Raw genomic sequence first — 18847 nt, 5'->3', positions numbered from 1 at the left:
GTTACCTCCAGGGGAACGCGGGGGCCCCGCGTTACCTGGGAACCGGGGGTGTGGGCCGGGGTCCAGGTCGCGGTGCTGGGTGTCGTCGGAGCGACGGCGGGGCTCGGGCCGCTGGGCTGGGCCGCCGGGTTGGCCTATGCCTTTGCCACCTGGGCGTTCCTCGGCTACGGCATGCAGCGTCACCGCACGGTGTCGTTGGGGCCTGCTGACCGGGTCACTCTCGCTCGCGGGCTGATGGTCGGCGCGGTGACGGCGTTGGTTGCCGACCGTGCTGGTCAGGACGTTCCGGTGGCTCTCGTCGTGACGCTGGCGGCGGTCGCGTTGTCACTCGACTGGGTGGATGGTCAGGTCGCTCGCCGCACCGGCACGTCGACTGCTCTGGGTGCGCGCTTCGACATGGAGGTCGACGCGTTCCTGATCCTGGTGCTGAGCGCGTACGTGGCCGTGCAGATGGGGCCGTGGGTGCTCGCGATCGGGCTCATGCGGTACGTGTTCGTGGCGGCGTCGTGGCGGTTGCGGTGGATGAACGCGCCGCTGCCGGCCAGCTATTCGCGCAAGGTCGTGGCCGCGGTGCAGGGCATCTTCCTGGTCGTGGCGGCCTCGGGGCTGTTGCCGTTCGCGGCGGTGCTGGTCGGTCTCGCGCTGGCATCGCTGGTGTGGTCGTTCGGTCGCGATGTGCTGTGGCTGTGGCGTCACGCCAGTGTTTCGGTGGGAGGATCCCGTCATGTCTGAGCAGACCTCAACCGCGGCGAAGATCGGCAACATCGTCGTCTGGATCTTGCAGATCGTGCTCGCCGTGCAGTTCGTGCTGAACGGCTACGCGCTGTTCACCGACCAGTTCGTCGCCAAGTTCGACGACATCGGCTTCGGTCAGTGGTTCCGCTACTTCACCGGTGTCCTGGAGATCGCCGCGGCGATCGGGCTCGTGATCCCGCGCATCTGCGGCATCGCGGCGCTGGCGCTGGCCGGAATCATGGGCGGCGCGTTGCTGACCGAGCTCTTCCTCGTGGACAAGGGCGGCCCGGTGCTGCCACTCGTCTTCATGCTGTGGGCACTCGTGATCGCGGTCTACCGCCGTGAGCAGATCTTCGGACTGGTTTCCGCCGTCACGGGGAAGAAGTGACTTTCGGGAAGTAGCGGAGAACTGCGACGTCCCCGACTTTCGTGACGTCCTCCAGGTGGAATCGGCGAGCCGGTCCACCGGGGAATTCGGCGGGATTCACGAAACGCGGGGCCGTCGCCTGTCCGATCAGCATCGGGGCGACCGCGACTCGGATCTCGTCGGCGAGTCCGGCCTTGAGGAACGCCGTGTGAATGCTCGTGCCGCCTTCGACCATGAGCCTTGTCACACCGCGTGCGCCCAAATCGTCCAGAATTTCTGAGAAATCGCTGAAGGTTTTGGTTTCGGCGAGGTGGTCCACGGTGGTCGGCGTTGTCGCCGTGTAGATCAGCCGCTCGCCGCCGCAGTGCCAAAACCGCAGCTCAGGGTCCAGTTGGCCTTTCCTGGTCACGATGACCCGCAGCGGGAACTCCGGTTTGCCGTCCGCTATTCTCCGCGCACGCCGCTCGTCGCTGTAGACGAGCAGTCGCGCGTTGTCGCGGCGCAGTGTCTCCGCCCCGGCGAGAATCGCGTCCGACTCCGCGCGCATCCGGTCGACGTGATCGAAGTCCTCGGCGTTGGAAAGCGGAAACCTCTCGGTGCCGCGGTCGTCGATGTGGCCGTCGAGGCTGACGGCCACGCTCAGCAGAACGTGCGGGCGGGTCACGAGACCGATGGTAGTGCAGTTGAACCGGTTGCGGGCCGCCGTGCGTTTACCTCATAGGTCAGGAAAGGGGATTCTCGGTGAAGATGGTGCTGCGTCGGACGGTCACGCTGGTGGCGGGACTGTTCGTGTTGTTCGTGCTCATCGCACCGAGCGACCTGGACAAGTTCACTCCCGAGGCGTTCCTGCGGGTGCCGCTCGAAGGCCTCGTGGGCGTGCTCGTGCTGGTGCTGCTGCCTCCCCGGTTCCGCAAGCCCGCCGCTGTGGTCGCGGGCGTCGCGCTGGGCTTGTTCACGGTCGTCAAGATCATGGACATCGGTTTCGACATGGTGCTGTACCGGCCGTTCGACCTGGTCCTGGACTGGCCGCTGCTGGTGCCCGCCGTCGACTTCGTGGACGTGACGTTCGGCCGGTTCGCCTCCGTGCTGGCCGTGGTGGCCGCCGTCGCGCTGGTCGGCGTGATCGTGCTGCTGACCTCGGTTTCGGTGCTGCGGCTCAGCTCTGTCGCTGCTTCACGTCGGCCGGTGGCGATCCGCGCGGTTGCTCTTGTCGCCGTTGGCTGTGTTTCGCTTGCCGTGCCCGGGATTCCGGTCTACTCGGACGCTGCCGCCACCTCTCTGGTGGATCACGCGCGGCGGGTTCAGGCCGGGCTGCACGACCAGGAGGCGTTCGCCGCCGAGGCTTCCGTCGACGCCTACCGCGGGCAAGCCGGCCTGCTGTCCTCGTTGCAGGGCAAGGACGTCGTGATCTCGTTCGTGGAGAGCTACGGCAAGTCGGCGCTCGATCTGCCCGAGGTCTCCGCGAAGCTGGCTCAGGGCAACGACCGCCTGAAGGCGGCCGGATACACGGCCAAGTCTGCTTTTCTGACCTCGCCGACTGCCGGTGGTGGCAGCTGGATGGCGCAGGCGACGTTGCTCTCCGGGCTGTGGATCGACAACCAGCAGCGCTACCGCAACCTCGTGGCTTCGGACCGGTTGACGCTCCCGCGGGCGTTCCGCGAGGCGTCGTGGCGTTCGGTGGGTGTCGTGCCCGGCATCACGCAGGCGTGGCCGGAAGGCGACTTCTTCCACTACGACAAGGTCTACTCGGCGCAGGACCTCGGCTACACCGGCCCGCGGTTCGGCTACGCGACGACACCAGACCAGTTCACCTTGGAATCGTTCCAACGCAACGAGCGTTCTCGCGTTGATGGTCCTTTGATGGCCGCGATCCCGATGGTGTCCTCGCACGCGCCGTGGTCGCCGACGCCGGACTCCGTCCCCTGGGACAAGCTCGGCGACGGCTCGATCTACCGCACGATGCCCGCCTCGGCCGACCCGCCGGAGTCGATCTTCGGCCGCGACCCGGCCGCCGTCCGTGCCGACTACGGCCACTCGATCTCGTACTCGCTGGAGTCCGTCGTCTCCTACCTGGAGCGGTACGGCGACGAGAACCTGGTCTTCGTGTTCCTCGGCGACCACCAGCCGGCGCAGATGGTGACCGGCGAAGGAGCGTCGCGGGACGTGCCGATCACCATCGTCGCCAAGGACCCCGCGGTGCTGCAGCGGGTTTCGCAGTGGAAGTGGGACGACGGCATCAGGCCGGGAGGCACGGCCCCGGTGTCGAAGATGAGCGACTTCCGGGACCAGTTCCTCTCGACCTTCTCCGCGCCTCGCCCCTGAGGGGCCTCAGCCCATCGTCTTCTGGCCGTCGATCGACTCGCGGATGATGTCGGCGTGGCCCGCGTGCTGCGAGGTCTCGGCCACGATGTGCACGAACACCCGCCGCGCCGACCACGTCTTGCCCTCGGGGAACCACGGAGCGGCCGGCAGCGGGTGCGAGAGGTCCAGGTCGACCGTCTCGACCAGCTTGTCGGTGTAGGCCGCGACCTCGTGGTACCTGGCGATGATGCTTTCGAGCGTCTCGCCCGGCGCCATCCGGAAGTTCGCGGCGTGCTCCTCGTAGTCCGCGTCCTCGCCGGACTTCATGGCGCTGGTGCCCTGCTCGACGAACCTGACCCAGCTCTCCTCGACCGACGCGACGTGCTTGATCAGCCCGCCGATGCACAACGCGCTGGCCGTGGGGCTCGACGCCGCCTGCTCGTCGGTGAGCCCCTGCGCGGTGAAGGTCAGGAACCAGCGGTGCTGCCGGAGGGTCTCGAGGAGGTCCGCGCGCTCGCCGGTGAGGGTCTCGGTGGTGGTCATCGTTTGTCCTTAGCTCGTTTGTCCGACATGAAGGACTCTAGGACCGCTTGAGGCCAGCTTGTGTCCTAAACGAACGGTCGTGCTGGCTGGTTTCGGACTCTCGGTTGGGCCATTTGCCGCTGACCTGGGATGCCCAGTCTGCTGTTCGGTAGAACGCTGGGCTTGCTCTGTGTCGTTCGGGCGGGCGAATGTTGTCCTGATCCGTGCCTGGCTGCGCCTGGACGGTTGCTTCCCAGGCGGTGGCTCTGTCGGCGTCTGCAAGTACCGCCAACTCCTGATCAAATCGCCGCTGACCACACCCAACCGGCCCTGGGACATCGTCGGCACGGCTTGAGCGGCCGGGCCCGGGTTGAGCAGGAAGGTGTGGTGTCGAAGCAGCGGTCTGGTCCAAGGCGTTTCCGCGGGATGCTCCGGTGGCTAAGGTGAAGAATCTTCACCTCCCTGGAGGAACTGATGCTGGTCGTGGGCGCCCTGCTCGCCTCTCTGCTCGTGACACCGATCGCGGCCGCACCCACCGCGGCCGAGCCCGCGCCGACGCCGCCGCTGGGCTGGAACTCGTGGAACACCTTCGGCTGCGACATCAGCGAGTCGAAGATCCGCGAGACCGCCGACGCGATGGTGTCGTCGGGCATGAGGGACGCGGGCTACGAGTACGTCGTGATCGACGACTGCTGGTTCGACCCGGCCCGCGACGCGTCCGGCGCGTTGCGCGGGAGCCCGGACCGGTTCCCCAGCGGTATGAAGGCCATGGGCGACTACCTGCACGCGCGCGGTCTCAAGTTCGGCATCTACCAGGTGCCGACCGGCCGCACGTGCGCCCAGCGGGGCAACGCCTATCCCGGCTCGACCGGCAGTGCCGGGCATGAGGCGCAGGACGCGCGGACGTTCGCGTCGTGGGGCGTCGACTACCTGAAGTACGACTGGTGCTCGCCGGAGGGCAGCCGCGACGAGCAGGTCACGCGGTTCTCGGTGATGCGGGACGCGTTGCGCGACACGGGAAGGCCGATCGTCTACAGCATCAACCCGAACAGCTACCACGCGACGACCGGCGACGACTACAACTGGGGTCAGGTCGCGGATCTCTGGCGCACCACCGAGGACGTGCTGGACATCTGGCAGAACGGCAACGCCAACAGCTACCCGATGGGTGTCGTCAACGCGTTGGACGTCAACGCACCCCTTGCGGCGCAAACAGGTCCGGGGCACTTCAACGACCCCGACATGCTGGTGGCGGGGCGTCCCGGGCTGACGCTCACCGAGTCGCGGTCGCACTTCGCGTTGTGGGCGCTGATGGCGGCGCCGTTGATGGCGGGCAACGACATCCGCTCGATGTCGCCGGACATCAGCGCGTTGCTGCGGAACTCGCGGCTGATCGCGATCAACCAGGATCCGCTGGGCGCGGGCGGGCGGCGGGTGCGGGACAACGTCTACGTGAAGCCTCTGCAGGACGGTTCGGTCGCGGTCGGGTTGTTCAACCGCGGCAGCAGCACGACGACGTTGAGCGCGTCGTTCGGTGAGATCGGCTTGGCGGGCAACGGGTTCACGATCGTCGACCAGTGGACCGGCGCCGCGGTGAGCTCGCTGTCGGCTTCGGTGCCCGCGCACGGAGTGGCGGTCTTCAAGGTCAGCGGTGGCACGCCGATCCCGTCGAGCACCTTCTCGTTGCGCGGCGCCGGATCTGGCCGTTGCATGGACGTCGAGGGCCCGTCGACCGCACCTGGCGCCGCAGTGATCCTCTACGACTGCCACGGCGCGGCGAACCAGTTGTGGACGTCGTGGCCCAGCGGCGAGGTGCGGGTGTTCGGCGACCGGTGCCTCGACGCGGCGGGCACGTCACCCGGTTCGAAGGTGGTGTCGTGGTCGTGTCACGGTGCCGCGAACCAGCAATGGCGGTTCAACGAGGACGGCACGATCGTGGGTGTCCAATCAGGACTGTGCCTGGACGCGTCCGGTGCGGGTACTGGGAACAACACGCGGTTGATCGTGTGGACCTGCACCGGACAGAGCAACCAGAAGTGGAGCCGCTAGCCCCGCAGCGTCGCGAGGTTCGCGCCGGTCAGACCGAGCACCGCCTGCGTCGTCGCGCGGGGAGCGTTGGCCTTGTCGAAGCCTGACGAGTCGAACGCGATGGCGCCCGCCTCCGGCCCGGCGCAGACCTGCAGCGACTTCAGGTAGTTGCGTGCCTTCACGGCGGACCGGCCGGTCAGCACCTGCGCGGCGAGGCCGGTGCTGTTGGCGTTCGAACCGCCCTGCGCGCTCGGGAATCCACCGTCGGCCTGCTGCTTGGACCGCAACCACGCCAGCGCGTTCCCGGTCGGCTTGCCCTGCGCACGAAGCGCCTGCACGACGATCGCGGTGGCGTCGATGTCGCTCACGCACGGCGAGACTTCGAACGCGACGGGGAAACCGCCGTCGGGGCACTGCGACCCGGCGAGGAAGGAGGTCGCGTTGGTGTCCTTGAGCGCGAGGACCGCGTAGGACTGGGTGAAGGCGTTGGAGTAGTCGCCGAACTGCGAGCGGTCGGCGTAGCGGCCGGACGGTGCCTGCAACGCCCGGAGCCCGGCGATCAGGTCGGTGCCACCGAAGTTCGCGGGGTTCTTGCCCTTCACACGGGCAGCGACAACGAGTTTGGCGTGCGCACCCGCGTACGACTCGCCGCCGGTGCCCAGGTAGGCGCCCTGCACGTCCGGCTTGGCGAGCCACGCGATGGCGCGGTCCGAGTGGTCGCGGGCGTTCCCGGCGGCCGCGAAGGCGAAGATCGCGTCGATGGTCAGGCCCTGGTCCGGGTACTTCACGCCACCGAACTCGGTCTCGAAGCGCTCGCCGTCGACCAGTTGTCCCGCGAGCCACCCACCGGCTGCCTGGACGCCGTGGGCGCCGGCCTGCGCGGGAACGGCCGTGGCCACGAGCGATGCGCCGAGCGCGGCGGCGATGATCAGTTTCTGCACGTGCCCGACCTTCTCATTCCGGCCCGTGCGACCGACACGTTTTGCGAGACTCGTCGCATGCGTCTCGCTCTGTCGCTGCTGCTGGTGCTGACCGCGTGCGCCACGGTTCCCGCCGATCCGAAAGCGTTGCTGGACCAGTGGCTCGACGTCGTCCGCCGGCAGCAGTCGGTGCGGTTCAACGTCGAGATCAAGGTCGAGGGCAACGACCCGCGCCGGCGGACGTACGCGGGTGTGCAGCACATCAACACCGGTGGCGGCGCGGTGGAGCAGAAGGACGTCACCGCACACGCCGAGAGCCGGTGGGGAGTAACGGACTACCGCGCCATGATCCTCGACCGTGACACCTATCTGCAGCACAACGAACTGACGCTGCCGACCGGAAAGTCGTTCGCTGTCCTGGAAACGCAGGGCGCGAGCTGGACGTGGCACTACCTCACCAGCCTGTCGCTGAACGAGCAGGAGTACGACCCCGGCAGCGTGTTCGCCGACCTCGACCGCGACACGCTCAGGTTGGTCGGGCACGACGGTGACCGGTACGAGTTCAGCGCGGGCGGGGTGCCGCACTCCGGCGGCTACACGCAGGGCGAGGTGCGGCTCGTCGTCGAGGTGGACGCCTCGGACCGCGTGCTCAAGGCCGAGCGGACCGGGCCTTCGGCCGACCGGCAGCAGGAGCACCGGATCGCCTCGTACAGCCAGTGGGGCACTGCGCCGGACGTGCTGCGGCCCGCTGCCGAAACCGTTGCGAAACCGGCTGAAGTCGTTGTCCGCGGGCGTTAGTGTCGCAGGATGATCGCCTCAGACCTCCAGCGCTACCTGCAGGAGTCGCGTGACTCCATCGTGTCCTCTTTGGACGGGCTGAGCGAGTACGACGCGCGCCGCCCGCTCGTGCCCAGCGGCACCAACCTGCTCGGCCTGGTGAAGCACCTGATCGGCATCGAGCTCGGTTACCTCGTCACCAGCGTGGGCCGTCCCGCGCCGCTGCTGCCGTGGGTCGAGGACAGGTCGGTCTGGGAGAACGGCGACATGTGGGCCAAGCCGTCGGAAAGCCGCGCGTACCTCCTCGACCTGTACCGGGACGCCTGGCGCCGCACCGACGAGTCGATCGCCGTACTGCCCCTGGACGCTCCGGCCTCGGTGGAGTGGTGGCCGGAGCACCGCCGTCAGACGACGTTCGGGCACCTGCTCGTGCGCGTCGTGGCCGAGACCGCGCAGCACGCGGGCCACTGCGACATCGTGCGTGAGCTGATCGACGGACGTTCCGGCGCCGACAACCCCGAGGGCTACTACGACCTGGTCCTGAGCATGGCGAGCGCGCCGATCACCGGCCCAGGTACGAGCAGCAAGAACGCGTAACGCCAGGTCACGAGCTCAGCCAGCAGCGGCACGAGCTGGATGCTGACCACCGTCAGCCCGAACCCGACGGCGGTCAGCGCGGTGAGCGCCGTCCCGACGTAGCGCGGGTCGGCGACCTCGCTCAACGACGCTGAGAACACCCCGGAGTCCGCGATCACCGCCGCCCCCCACACCGCGCAGAACGCGATCAGCAGCGGCGTGCCCCAGGCCAGCGGCGAGAGCAGGCAGCACAGTCCGCTGACGGTGAGCGCCCCGACCGCAGCAGGCGCGCGGCCGAACCGGTCCGCCGCCCAGCCGCCGACGAGGCACCCGACGGCCCCGGCGACGCCCATCGTCAGGAACACGGTGAGGCCAACGGGTTTCTGGGCGCTGATGAGGAACGTCGGCAGCCACGTCCACAGCGCGTACAGCTCCCACATGTGCCCGAAGTAGCCGAGGTTCACCAGGCGCGGCTTGCGTTCGCGGAACATCTGCACGGCATAGCGCGGATTGAGCTGGGCAGTGGTGGCGGTGAGAAATGGTCCCGGCCGCACGAGCGTCAGGGCCGTGATCGCACCGAGGAACGCGATCGCGGCGGCGGCCACGAGCACCTCGCGCCACGGCAGCTGCCCGAAGACGTGCGGCAACGCACTGCCGAGCGTCAGCGCCCCGATCAGCACGCCCAATGCTTTGCCGCGATCTTTCGGCTCCGACCAGGACGCCATCAGCTTCATGCCGACCGGGTACACGCCGGCCAGCGCCACCCCGGTGAGGAACCGCAGCGGAATCGCGGCCGCGAGCCCGTCCACCGTGAGCCCGAGGACCAGGGTGAGGGTGGCACCGGTCGCCGCCGAGATGGCGAGCAACAGGTGCGGCCGCACGCGGTCGGCCAGGTTGAGCACGGTGGCGCCGACCGCGCCGGTGACGAACCCGAGCTGCACCGAGGCGGTCAGCCACACCGCGGCACCCGCGCTGATGCCCCACTCGGTTCTGAGCGACGGCACGACCGCGGACATCGAGAACCACACGGCCAGGCCGAGGACCTGGACGCCCGCGATGGCCGCCCGCTGGATCAGCACACCGCGCCTCCTTCACTCACCTGGGTGAAGCTTGTCCGGTTTCACGCTCGGGCTCGTCTATTGGATGTCCGGAAAACATGGTCATCTTCGCCGCGCAGACAAGGAAGCGCGCAAGGGGGCGTCAGTGTTTCACCTGCAAGCCGCCCGGCTCGACCGGCGATGGCACGCCGACCGCCCGGCTGGTGATCGGCACCTCGGCCGCCGGCTCGCCATCAGCACACCGAGTCGCTCGGCTTGGGGTTGGCCAGACCGAACAACGGCCGCAGCTTCAGCCCGATCCACGTGCCGCCCAGCGCGAACACGCCCCACAGCCACCCGTGCAACGACCCGACCGAGATGCCGCCGAGGTACGCGCCGATGTTGCAGCCGCCGGCGAGCCTCGCGCCGATGCCCATCAGCACACCTCCCAGCACGGCCGCCACAGCCGTCCGCCACGGAATGGTGCTGTGAATCTTCCACGCTCCCGCCGCCGCCGCAGCGATCGCGGCGCCGATCATGATGCCGATGTTGGTGAGCGAGGTCTTGTCCGTCCAGATCGGAGCCGCGAGCGCCTTGGCGTTGGCCGGGGTCTGCCAGAACGTCCAGGCTTCCGGGTGCAGTCCGAGCAGCTGCACGAGCTTGGCTCCCCACAGCGCGAAGGCGAACGTCACGCCCCAGATGCCGCCGGACACGAGGAACACCGCCGCCGCCAGCACGCCCAGCACCACCGCGCCGGCCAGCAGCGGCCACGAGCCGCGCACCACGCGCGCCAGGCCGCGGGCGGTGGGCACCACGTCGGCAGGTGGTGGGGTGCGGCGGGCCTGCACCAGACGGGTCGCGAGCACGATCAGGGCCAGCAGGGCGATGGTGATCAGCCAGGAGCCCCACCAGCCGACGTGTTCGGACAGGACGACGGCCGGGAACGCGGGCCAGCCGTCGAACAGCGGGAAGGCCCAGGTGTAGAGGACGGAGCCGGCGATGAAGCCGAAGAGGGTCAGCACGATCGTCGACTGGCCGGAGCCGACCGCGAACAACGTGCCGGACGCGCAGGCGCCGCCGAGCTGCATGCCGATCGAGAACAGCACCGCGCCCACGAGCAGCGCCAGTCCCAGGGGATTGCCGACGGCCTTGGGCACTGAGCCGAACAGGCCGGAGCCGGTCGAGATGATCAGCGCGATCAGGGTGGCCGCGGTGCCCAGCAGGACGGTGTGGGCGCGCAGGCCGGCGCCGTTGCCGACGGAGATCAGCTGGCGCCAGGCCGAGGTGAAACCGAAGCGGGAGTGGAACAACGCGAGGCCCAGCGCGAGGCCGAGGGCGAGCAGCACGCCCTGCTTCGCGCCGTAGGTGGCCCAGACGAACCAGGTCAGGCCGACCGCCAGGAGTCCGGCGACGACGAGCGGGACGGTGCGGACCGGTTCCTCGGGGGCGGGAACGGGGGCCGCGCAGGATGTCGGGAAGTACTGCGTCGTCACCGGGGACTCCTCTCAGTGGTGGTGAGTTGGTTCCCGGCAACGGGAACCAACTCACGAATGCCGGCTAGTTGGGGATGATGTAGTTCGGGGCCTTGACGACGGACTCGATCAGGCCGAACACCGGGATGCCGAGCGGCGCGGTCGTCCACTTGTTGTCGAGGCCGCTGGTGTCCGGCTTGTCGACCACGACGGGGTCGGCCAGCGCGGGCGAGGCGAACCCGGCCAGCACAGCACCGCTCAACACCACGGACGCAACGAGCTTCTTCATGAGAACTTCCTTTCGTAGCAAGGGGAAAATCAGCCGCCGATGAACTTGAGCAGCTCGAAGATCGGGGCCAGTGCGGCCGGCACACCGATCGTCGGGTCGAGAATCGAGCCCAGGTCCAGTCCGGGCAGGACCCAGATCGGCGTGTCCGAGGTGAGGAACTGCGTTGCCATGTCTCTCCTTCAGCTGAGCACCGGGCTGACCGGCACGACGGTGGCTTTCGGGACCCATTGCCCCGCAAGCTCTTCCTGCATGGGCATGCCGGGGCCGTGCGCCTCGTCCGGCCCCATCGGCATCGCGGTCACCTGCGCGACCGCGTAGATCTGGACCTGGTCACCGGCAGGACGATCACCAAGCCACGAACGGAATCCGGCGGGCGTCGGGTTCGAACCACCGAACCGGTTGCCGAGCTCCACGGCATAACCGATCGGCAGCTGCTCCCGCGGGTCGAACCGAAGCGGCACGGCCAAGGTGGTCACGGAAGTGGCCAGAGGCGTCGTCAACAACCACGGCGCCACGTACAAACCGTGCGGGTAGACCGGGCGTTCGGCCTGCTCGACGCCAGCGCGTGACAAAGCGCTGTGAGCAGCAGACCACCCGGACAACACCACCAGCGCGTCACCCGAGTCCGAAACCGCGAGGCCGGAACGAACCAGCGCTGAAGCCGCCACCCCGCGCGGGGTGGAGTCCGAGACGATGCGGACGCTGGTGACGCCCTTGTTCTTCAAGAACGTCACCAGCTTCGTCAGCGAGTCGGAGTCCTCGGTGGACAGCCGGTCGGCCGGGCAGGACGTCAGCACGTCCTTCCTGCCGCTCAACAGGCCACCGAGCGCGGCCGTCGCACACTCGGCATCAGGTGCCGGACCGGGTTCGCCACCGGTGTCGTACGAGACGGAGTACGAGGAGCCGCCCGACTTCAGGGCGAGCGACCCACGTCCCGCGGGCAGGTCGACCTCCGCCCACACCCCGTCCGCACCGGCGCTGGGCAGCGCCGGCACGTCCGACGGGCCGACGGTCCAGTTGCCGGACGGGAGGTGCACGAGGTTGCGCCCCGGCCGGTGCGGACTGATCAGCACCGGCGTGGAACCGGCCGAAGCCAGCACCGGAACACCGGGTACGGGCAACTCCTGCGGCGAGGGAATCGCGGCCAGCCCGCTCCAGGCGAGCAGACCGGCAGCGACCGCAAGAGTTCCGTACCGGCGAATCCCCAGCGCTGCCAACGGAAGCAGCACCACGAGAACCAGCCCGAGCCCGAGCAGCGTCTCGTAGACCCGGCGGTCGAACGCGAGCCCGGACGACACCAGCCGCACCAGTCCCGCCAACGCCAGCACCACGCCCAACGACACCGCGTGCTGGCGAGAACGGGCGCCGCCGGCCAGCACAAGAGCCACCCAGGCGACCGCACCGGCCACGTAGACCGTGTTGGCCACCAACAACAACCCGGAATCCCCCACGGAGGTCTCGATCACCAGCAGCAACGTCAACGCCGAAGCCACCCACCGCACAGCAGGCCTGCCGAGCAGCACCGGCACCAGAACCACCAGCACCCCGTGCGCCACCGCGCCCAGCACATGTGCGGAGAAAAGCAGTAGCGACACGGAAACGAGACCCAGCGCGAGCGCCGCGAGTGCGAAGTTCGCGGCCCTCACCCAACGAGGGACCACGACCGCGAGCCCGGACCCGGCGACCAGAGCCGACACCAGCAGCAACGCCAGCCGCACCACGACGACCCAGACCGAGACGTCCGAAGCAGCCTCGAAACCTCCGTGGGGATGATCCATTACTTCACGTCCGCATCCGAGATCACGAACAGCTCCGAGTGCGGCTTCGCGTTGCCGAACGGCCCGTGCGGCCAGTCCTTGCGGTTGAAGTTGATGCCGACCTGGCCGGAGAACTCGTCCTTGAACGACGTGTCGACGGACAGCTCACCGGAAGGGCCGACCTGGACGATGTTGACCTTGTGGTCGCCGTCGAGACCGGTGCGGGCCACGAAGTAGTTCGACACCGCGAGGCGCTGGGGCGACGAGACCTCGTGGTAGTAGCCGTCCGAACCGAGCGAGAAGTTGTCGTACGCGCCCCAGTGCGGACCCGCGGCGGGCGTGCCGGGGTTGATCGGCGCGGCACCGGCCAGAGTCGGGCAGTCGGACTCGGCGCCACCGTTGCGCGCCTCGGCCAGCGTGTCGATGCGGCACTGGAAGCCAGTCCCTGCCGCCAGCAGCTTCTCGATGTTCAGCACGTACACGCCACCGGTGGTGCCGGGGTCGTTCGGGCCGAGCGCGCCCTTGCCCCGCCCGGAGATCGCGCGGTAGAGGTACTTGTCGTCCGGCGAGGTCTGGATCCAGCCACCATTCGAACCGCCACCGTTCGAATCGTTGCCCGCGAAGATCGCCTTGCCGGCCGAACCGTCGTCGAACACCTCGTACCAGTGCGGTTCGGCGGCCGTGATGTCCGGCGTGTAGTGCACCGCACCGCCCTGCATGGTCTGGGCGAACGCGCCCTTGTGACCCGGAAGGTTCGTCACGGTCGTCTCCATGACCGCGCGGCTCTCCTGGTGCAGCGGGTCGGCGGGATCGGCGCGCGGGCCGTTCTGCAGGTAGCTCACGGCCTTCAGGCGAGGAGCGTTCCGGTCGGTGATGTCCCACGTGCGGACCGTCGGGCGGCGCAGGTAGGGCGAGGGCGCCTTGACCGGGTCGAGGATGATGTTGCGCGGCTCGGCGTAGTCGGACGTCAGGAGGATGTTCAGGTCCTCGCGCGCCTGGATGCCGTGCGGGTTCGCGCACGACGGAGCGCCCAGCCGGGGCAGGTTCAGGCAGAGCTTCTCGTCGTCACCCTGCGGTGTCGCGGCGGAGGTCTGCGACAGCACCCGGCCGTCCTGGGAGAACCGCACCAACGCGCCCGGCGAGCCCGCGAAACCGTTGCCCACCACGGTTTGCCCGTTCGCGTAGGTGTACGGGCCGGGCACCACGGGGCCGCCCATGTAGGTGCCGTACGCCGTGCCGTCCTTCAACGTCCAGTACGCGTCCGGCACCGAGCCGCCGAGCGTGTTCGTCGGCAGGCTGATTCCCTTGAGCTTCAAGGCGGGCAGCGCGCTCACGTCGAACGCGTAGGTCGCCGCCGCGAACAGCGCGCCCGCGTAGACGGTGTCTCCCTTGTGCCACACGTACTGCATGTGGTGCGGCTCGTTCTCGACCAACGGCCCGACGGTCGCGGTGTTCACGACCTTGCCGTAGCTCGGCGAGCCCTCGGTCGCGTCGATCACCGCGAGGAAGTCAGGTCCGGGTAGCGCGTTGGTCACCTTGCCGAGCCCGCCGGTGAGTGAACCGGGCAGATTCTTGAGGTCTTTGACGAGCGTGTCCGCGATGTTCTCGTCTCCAGCCCAGACGAGAAGCCACTTCTTGCGCCCGGCACTGAGCGTTTGTGCTTCGTGGGTGAGGTGGTTCTTCACCCAGTACTGCTTGCCGTCGGATGCCGTCTTGCTGTCCACCACGGTCTGCACATCGGCATAGGCGGGGGAGTTGTCCCCGCTCGCCGTGACCACACCGGCCGCGAGTACCGCGACTGCGGCCCCGGCCAGAGTTTTTCGCCATCGCATTGCAGTCTTCTCCTTGTTTCGGGCACGCCGAATTCGCCGTTTCCGGCACAGCGCGGAAAACGGCGGTGATACGGGAAAGGGGGTGCTCAGAGAGCGTGACAGAGTGCGCTGGCCTGCTGGCGCAGGTCCACGTGAAGGCGTCCTACCAGGACGACAGCGGTGCACATGTGGCTGAGGATCTCGATAGTCGACTGATGTTGTCAATCCGCTGACCAAAGAGTGGGAAGCCACTCGGAGGTGTTCTTTTTCAGCCGGTCGGCCCAGCAGACTTACGCACGGTGAAAAGACGAACATCGGTGCAGGATTATGTCTGACCCCGATGATTCGCCTTTTGTCTCGTTATTTGTACCAGACTTCTGTGAGGAGTGCTCGGGTGAGCGAAAGTGGCGTGAAGTTCGCCTATTGGGTGCCCAACGTGAGTGGCGGACTCGTGGTGAGCGGCATTGAGCAGCGCACCGACTGGTCCTACGAGTACAACCGCGACCTTGCTGTTCTCGCCGAGAACAACGGTTTCGAGTACGCGCTCTCGCAGGTGCGTTATCTGGCCTCGTACGGCGCCGCGTACCAGCACGAGTCGACGTCGTTCTCGCTCGCCCTGCTGCTGGCCACGCAACGGCTGAAGGTGATCGCGGCCGTGCATCCCGGCCTCTGGCAACCCGGCGTGCTGGCCAAGCTGATCGCGACCGCCTCCCACCTGTCCGGGGGACGGGCCGCGGTCAACGTGGTGTCCGGTTGGTTCAAGGGCGAGTTCACCGCACTGGGCGAGCCGTGGCTGGAACACGACGAGCGCTACCGCAGGTCGGAGGAGTTCATCCGGGTGCTGCGGGCGTCCTGGGACACCGGTGAGTTCCAGGGCGACTTCTACCGGCTGCACGGCTACGACCTGAAGCCGAAACCCCTGGGCACGCCGGAGATCTTCCAGGGCGGCAACTCCACGGCCGCCCGCGCGATGGCCGGGCGCGTCTCCGACTGGTACTTCTCGAACGGCAAGGACTTCGACGGCGTCTCCGAGCAGATCGCCGAGGTGTCGAAAGCCGCTCGGGACAACGGTCGCAAAGTCCGATTTGGACTCAACGGCTTCCTCATCGCGCGCGACACCGAGAAGGAAGCCCGCGAAACGCTCCGGGAAATCGTCGCGAAGGCGGATGTCCCTGCGGTGCAGGGATTCCGGGACGCGGTCCAGCAGGCCGGGCCGTCGACCGGGGACAAGCGCGGCATGTGGGCGGACTCCTCGTTCGAGGACCTGGTGCAGTACAACGACGGCTTCCGCACGAAGCTGATCGGCACGCCCGAGCAGATCGCCGAGCGGATCGTCGAGTACCGGCGGCGCGGTGTCGACCTGCTGCTGCTCGGGTTCCTGCACTACCAGGAGGAAGTCGAGTACTTCGGCAAGCACGTGCTGCCGATCGTCCGCGAGCTGGAGGCAGGCCTCGTCGAGAGCGAGGCCTGATCGGTTCCGATCGGCAGGAGATCATCGCCGGAGCCCGCGCCGTCGCAACTGGTGCCGCGCACCTGTCTCCATTGGTGGCCAGGAGATTCGTTGATCAACTCGCCACAGCGCGCCCGGCTGGTCGGCGCGGGCCTCTCGAACGTGCGCAACCGCGTTCAGGCCGCGATCATCGCGCACGAGTCCTGGATCATCCCCCGCTGAAACGCGAACGCTCGCGTATCAACGACCTCAATTCAGGTGTTGACGGCCGGAAATCCGGAGCCCTACGTTTGAGGTCAATCGGATTTCTTCCGCCGGGCATCCGGTCGCCTTTTTCCCTGCTTCGACCGTGCATTGACACAGCCTGAAAAGGTGATGATCACATGAACACGCCCGCAATCGTTCTGCTGAGTGGCGGCCTCGATTCCACCACAGCGCTCGCCATCGCGAAACAGCGAGGGTTCCTCCCGTACGCGCTGAGCTTCAGCTACGGCCAGCGGCACAGCGTCGAGCTCGAGGCGGCCAGGAGGGTCGCCGCGCAGGCGGGCGTGGCGCGGCACATCGTCGCCGACATCGACCTGCGGGTCTTCGGCGGTTCGGCGCTGACCGACGACATCGCCGTGCCCAAGGGGCGCGACGAGGAGCAGATGGCGGGCGAGATCCCGCCGACTTACGTACCCGGCCGCAACACCATCTTCCTGTCGTTCGCACTGGCGTATGCCGAGGTCGTGGGCGCGCGGGACGTGTTCACCGGGGTGAACGCCGTCGACTACAGCGGCTACCCGGACTGCCGACCCGAGTACATCGAGGCTTACGAGACGATGGCCAACCTCGCCACGAAGTCCGCCATCGAGGGCAACGGGCGGATCCGCGTGCACGCGCCGTTGATCGACATGACCAAGGCCGAGATCGTGCGGAAGGGCCTCGAACTCGGCGTCGACTACTCGCTCACGTCGAGCTGTTACGACCCGTCCCCGGAAGGCGTCGCGTGCGGCACGTGCGACACGTGTGTGCTGCGTTTGAAGGGATTCCACGAGGCCGGTATGGCCGATCCCGTGCGTTACCTGGCTGTGCCGGCATGACGTACTTCGTGAAAGAAATCTTCTACACCTTGCAGGGGGAGGGCCGGCACGCCGGTCGTCCCGCGGTGTTCTGCCGGTTCTCCCGGTGCAACCTGTGGACAGGCCTGGAGAAAGATCGGCACCGCGCGGTCTGTCAATTCTGCGACACGGATTTCGTCGGCACCGACGGCGTCAACGGCGGAAAGTTCACCACCGCGGACGAATTGGCGAATGCCGTCGCCAAAGTCTGGGAAGGCGACACCGACGAGGAGCGGTTCGTCGTGTGCACCGGCGGCGAACCGCTGCTGCAGCTCGACATCGCGGCCATCGACGCGTTGCACGACCGAGGTTTCGAGATCTCTGTGGAGACCAACGGCACGCAGGTCCCGCCGCCGGGCATCGACTGGCTGTGCGTCAGCCCGAAGCTCGGTTCCACCCTCGTCGCGACCAGCGGCCACGAGCTGAAGCTGGTCTTCCCCCAGGTGGACGGCGAACCCGAACGGTTCGAGCACCTGCGGTTCGAGTCGTTCCGGCTGCAGCCGATGGACGGCCCGGACGTCGCCGCCAACACCGCGGCCGCGATCGACTACTGCAAGCGCAACCCGAAGTGGAGCCTGTCCGTGCAGACCCACAAGTACCTGGGCATCGCATGAACGCCCACTCGGTGTCCGTGCGGCACAACTTCGAGACGGCGCACCGGCTGCCACACCTGGCCGGCAAGTGCGTGAACCTGCACGGCCACTCGTGGTGGATGGAGGCCAAGGTGTCCGCGCCCGCCCTGCACGCCGGGGCGGTCGTCGAGTTCGGTGCGCTGAAGGCCCGGGTGCGCGAGTGGATCGACGTTCATCTCGACCACGGCGCGATGCTCGGCGCCGACGACCCGCTGGTGAACGTGCTGACCGAGCACAAGAGCAAGGTCTACCGCTTCGGCGCGCAAGATCCGGAACCCGCCGAGCAGCTCGCTCACGGCCTGACCCACCCCACCGTCGAGGCCGTCGCCGAGCTCATCGCCCGCGTCGTCGAGGACGCCCTGCGCGACCTGCCGAGCGCACCCGGCGCCCGCGTCGCCGAGGTGACCGTGCGGGAGACGCACGTCAACTCAGCTTCCTGGCGCTCCACCGAAAAGGACTCCTCATGACCGTGATCACGGTGTCCCGCACCGACTACGGCCTCACCGAAGCGGCCGAACACGCTCGGGCGATGTTCACCGCGCTCGGCATCCCCTGCGACACGACGTCCACCGAACGAACGCCGCTGCGGTTCGTGAGCGCACTGGCCGAGCTGACCAGCGGCCTGCACCTCGACCCGACCCGGCACCTGCGCGTCCAGTTCCCGCCCGAGTCGGTGAACCAGGGCGTGATCGCCGCGGTCGACGTGCCGTTCGTGGCGTTGTGCGAGCACCACGTGCTGCCCTTCCTCGGCCGGGCCACGGTCGCGTACCTGCCGGCGCCGGGTGGGCAGATCGTCGGGTTGTCGAAGCTGGCGAGGGTGATCCAGGAGTTCGCGGCCCGGCCCCAGGTGCAGGAACGGCTGGGGGAGCAGGTGGTCGAGGCGTTGATGGGTCACCTGGCGGCCTCGGGCGCGGCCTGTCTGATCCGGTCCGAGCACGCGTGTCTGACCATGCGCGGGGCCGAGGCGCACGGCGCGGTGATGGTGACTTCCCACCTGGCCGGGGACTTCACCACGGACGCGGCGTTGCGCACGCAGGTGATGGGCCTCGCCCCGACCTACATCAGGAGGTGAA

Annotated in this window: 20 protein-coding genes; 11 read left to right on the top strand and 9 right to left on the bottom strand. The window is 68.1% G+C overall.

Features of this window, described 5'->3' with window-relative positions:
* Positions 1–48 precede the first annotated feature (48 nt).
* The gene (locus tag ABZX92_RS05190; RefSeq protein WP_355554262.1) at positions 49–732 is read left to right on the top strand and encodes a CDP-alcohol phosphatidyltransferase family protein; all 684 of its coding nucleotides are present in this window, start codon (positions 49–51) and stop codon (positions 730–732) included.
* Positions 725–1123 (top strand): DoxX family protein, encoded by a 399-nt coding sequence (locus ABZX92_RS05185; protein ID WP_355554242.1) that lies wholly within the window; start codon positions 725–727, stop codon positions 1121–1123. Before ABZX92_RS05190 ends, ABZX92_RS05185 begins: the two co-directional genes overlap by 8 nt.
* Here the strand turns inward: ABZX92_RS05185 and ABZX92_RS05180 are convergent.
* Complete coding sequence (locus tag ABZX92_RS05180; RefSeq protein WP_355554239.1) at positions 1107–1766, bottom strand: dihydrofolate reductase family protein; 660 nt, start codon at positions 1764–1766, stop codon at positions 1107–1109. The genes ABZX92_RS05185 and ABZX92_RS05180 overlap by 17 nt on opposite strands.
* A gap of 83 nt (positions 1767–1849) precedes the next feature.
* Here ABZX92_RS05180 and ABZX92_RS05175 point away from each other — a divergent pair, with 83 nt between their 5' ends.
* Positions 1850–3424, top strand: coding sequence for a sulfatase-like hydrolase/transferase (locus ABZX92_RS05175; RefSeq protein ID WP_355554260.1), 1575 nt, complete (start codon positions 1850–1852; stop codon positions 3422–3424).
* A 6-nt stretch (positions 3425–3430) separates the two neighbouring features.
* Here the strand turns inward: ABZX92_RS05175 and ABZX92_RS05170 are convergent, their stop codons facing one another.
* Complete coding sequence (locus ABZX92_RS05170; RefSeq protein ID WP_355554236.1) at positions 3431–3946, bottom strand: DinB family protein; 516 nt, start codon at positions 3944–3946, stop codon at positions 3431–3433.
* A gap of 453 nt (positions 3947–4399) precedes the next feature.
* Here ABZX92_RS05170 and ABZX92_RS05165 point away from each other — a divergent pair, with 453 nt between their 5' ends.
* A complete protein-coding gene (locus ABZX92_RS05165; protein ID WP_355554233.1) occupies positions 4400–5974 on the top strand; it encodes a ricin-type beta-trefoil lectin domain protein in 1575 nt (524 codons plus the stop codon).
* Here the strand turns inward: ABZX92_RS05165 and ABZX92_RS05160 are convergent.
* Positions 5971–6894, bottom strand: a complete 924-nt coding sequence (locus ABZX92_RS05160) for a prenyltransferase/squalene oxidase repeat-containing protein (RefSeq protein WP_355554230.1) — start codon at positions 6892–6894, stop codon at positions 5971–5973. The genes ABZX92_RS05165 and ABZX92_RS05160 overlap by 4 nt on opposite strands.
* A 57-nt stretch (positions 6895–6951) precedes the next feature.
* On the opposite strand from ABZX92_RS05160, the gene ABZX92_RS05155 reads away from it, so the two are divergent.
* Both ABZX92_RS05155 and ABZX92_RS05150 read left to right on the top strand, forming a co-directional pair.
* On the top strand, positions 6952–7671 hold the full coding sequence (locus ABZX92_RS05155; protein WP_355554227.1) for a hypothetical protein: 720 nt from the start codon (positions 6952–6954) through the stop codon (positions 7669–7671).
* A 9-nt stretch (positions 7672–7680) separates the two neighbouring features.
* Complete coding sequence (locus ABZX92_RS05150) at positions 7681–8247, top strand: DinB family protein (protein WP_355554225.1); 567 nt, start codon at positions 7681–7683, stop codon at positions 8245–8247.
* Here the strand turns inward: ABZX92_RS05150 and ABZX92_RS05145 are convergent.
* From ABZX92_RS05145 to ABZX92_RS05120, 6 genes are all read right to left on the bottom strand, one after another.
* A complete protein-coding gene (locus tag ABZX92_RS05145) occupies positions 8178–9305 on the bottom strand; it encodes an MFS transporter (RefSeq protein ID WP_355554223.1) in 1128 nt (375 codons plus the stop codon). The two genes, ABZX92_RS05150 and ABZX92_RS05145, sit on opposite strands and share 70 nt — an antisense overlap.
* Positions 9306–9517: 212 nt before the next feature.
* The gene (locus ABZX92_RS05140) at positions 9518–10756 is read right to left on the bottom strand and encodes a YeeE/YedE family protein (RefSeq protein WP_355554220.1); all 1239 of its coding nucleotides are present in this window, start codon (positions 10754–10756) and stop codon (positions 9518–9520) included.
* Between the two features lie 64 nt (positions 10757–10820).
* Complete coding sequence (locus ABZX92_RS05135) at positions 10821–11024, bottom strand: hypothetical protein (protein WP_355554217.1); 204 nt, start codon at positions 11022–11024, stop codon at positions 10821–10823.
* A gap of 29 nt (positions 11025–11053) precedes the next feature.
* The gene (locus tag ABZX92_RS05130; RefSeq protein ID WP_355554214.1) at positions 11054–11194 is read right to left on the bottom strand and encodes a hypothetical protein; all 141 of its coding nucleotides are present in this window, start codon (positions 11192–11194) and stop codon (positions 11054–11056) included.
* Positions 11195–11203: 9 nt separating this feature from the next.
* Entirely contained in the window at positions 11204–12802 is a 1599-nt protein-coding gene (locus ABZX92_RS05125) for a hypothetical protein (RefSeq protein WP_355554211.1), read from the bottom strand.
* Positions 12802–14613 carry a hypothetical protein gene (locus tag ABZX92_RS05120; RefSeq protein WP_355554209.1) on the bottom strand — a complete coding sequence of 604 codons (1812 nt, stop codon included), beginning with the start codon at positions 14611–14613 and terminating at the stop codon, positions 12802–12804. Before ABZX92_RS05120 ends, ABZX92_RS05125 begins: the two co-directional genes overlap by 1 nt.
* Before the next feature lie 373 nt (positions 14614–14986).
* Between ABZX92_RS05120 and sfnG the strand changes: the two genes are divergently transcribed.
* From sfnG to folE, 5 genes are all read left to right on the top strand, one after another.
* Complete coding sequence (gene sfnG / locus ABZX92_RS05115; protein ID WP_355554206.1) at positions 14987–16063, top strand: dimethylsulfone monooxygenase SfnG; 1077 nt, start codon at positions 14987–14989, stop codon at positions 16061–16063.
* Between the two features lie 362 nt (positions 16064–16425).
* Complete coding sequence (gene queC / locus ABZX92_RS05110; RefSeq protein WP_355554203.1) at positions 16426–17124, top strand: 7-cyano-7-deazaguanine synthase QueC; 699 nt, start codon at positions 16426–16428, stop codon at positions 17122–17124.
* On the top strand, positions 17121–17756 hold the full coding sequence (gene queE / locus ABZX92_RS05105; protein ID WP_355554200.1) for a 7-carboxy-7-deazaguanine synthase: 636 nt from the start codon (positions 17121–17123) through the stop codon (positions 17754–17756). Before queC ends, queE begins: the two co-directional genes overlap by 4 nt.
* Positions 17753–18241, top strand: coding sequence for a 6-carboxytetrahydropterin synthase (locus ABZX92_RS05100; protein WP_355554197.1), 489 nt, complete (start codon positions 17753–17755; stop codon positions 18239–18241). Before queE ends, ABZX92_RS05100 begins: the two co-directional genes overlap by 4 nt.
* The gene (folE, locus tag ABZX92_RS05095; RefSeq protein WP_355554194.1) at positions 18238–18846 is read left to right on the top strand and encodes a GTP cyclohydrolase I; all 609 of its coding nucleotides are present in this window, start codon (positions 18238–18240) and stop codon (positions 18844–18846) included. Before ABZX92_RS05100 ends, folE begins: the two co-directional genes overlap by 4 nt.
* Position 18847: the final 1 nt, after the last annotated feature.

It is taken from the genome of Lentzea sp. NPDC006480, from assembly GCF_040611995.1.
Taxonomy (GTDB): Bacteria; Actinomycetota; Actinomycetes; order Mycobacteriales; family Pseudonocardiaceae; genus Lentzea.
This window is presented reverse-complemented; position numbering and strand designations above follow the sequence as displayed.

Coding starts and splice junctions, on each gene's coding strand:
- ABZX92_RS05170 (WP_355554236.1), bottom strand. CDS start 3,946: ATGACCACCACCGAGACCCTCACCGGCGAGCGCGCGGACCTCCTCGAG.
- ABZX92_RS05155 (WP_355554227.1), top strand. CDS start 6,952: ATGCGTCTCGCTCTGTCGCTGCTGCTGGTGCTGACCGCGTGCGCCACG.
- ABZX92_RS05135 (WP_355554217.1), bottom strand. CDS start 11,024: ATGAAGAAGCTCGTTGCGTCCGTGGTGTTGAGCGGTGCTGTGCTGGCC.
- ABZX92_RS05165 (WP_355554233.1), top strand. CDS start 4,400: ATGCTGGTCGTGGGCGCCCTGCTCGCCTCTCTGCTCGTGACACCGATC.
- ABZX92_RS05185 (WP_355554242.1), top strand. CDS start 725: ATGTCTGAGCAGACCTCAACCGCGGCGAAGATCGGCAACATCGTCGTC.
- ABZX92_RS05120 (WP_355554209.1), bottom strand. CDS start 14,613: ATGCGATGGCGAAAAACTCTGGCCGGGGCCGCAGTCGCGGTACTCGCG.
- ABZX92_RS05125 (WP_355554211.1), bottom strand. CDS start 12,802: ATGGATCATCCCCACGGAGGTTTCGAGGCTGCTTCGGACGTCTCGGTC.
- queC (WP_355554203.1), top strand. CDS start 16,426: ATGAACACGCCCGCAATCGTTCTGCTGAGTGGCGGCCTCGATTCCACC.
- ABZX92_RS05100 (WP_355554197.1), top strand. CDS start 17,753: ATGAACGCCCACTCGGTGTCCGTGCGGCACAACTTCGAGACGGCGCAC.
- ABZX92_RS05175 (WP_355554260.1), top strand. CDS start 1,850: ATGGTGCTGCGTCGGACGGTCACGCTGGTGGCGGGACTGTTCGTGTTG.
- queE (WP_355554200.1), top strand. CDS start 17,121: ATGACGTACTTCGTGAAAGAAATCTTCTACACCTTGCAGGGGGAGGGC.
- ABZX92_RS05130 (WP_355554214.1), bottom strand. CDS start 11,194: ATGGCAACGCAGTTCCTCACCTCGGACACGCCGATCTGGGTCCTGCCC.
- ABZX92_RS05150 (WP_355554225.1), top strand. CDS start 7,681: ATGATCGCCTCAGACCTCCAGCGCTACCTGCAGGAGTCGCGTGACTCC.
- folE (WP_355554194.1), top strand. CDS start 18,238: ATGACCGTGATCACGGTGTCCCGCACCGACTACGGCCTCACCGAAGCG.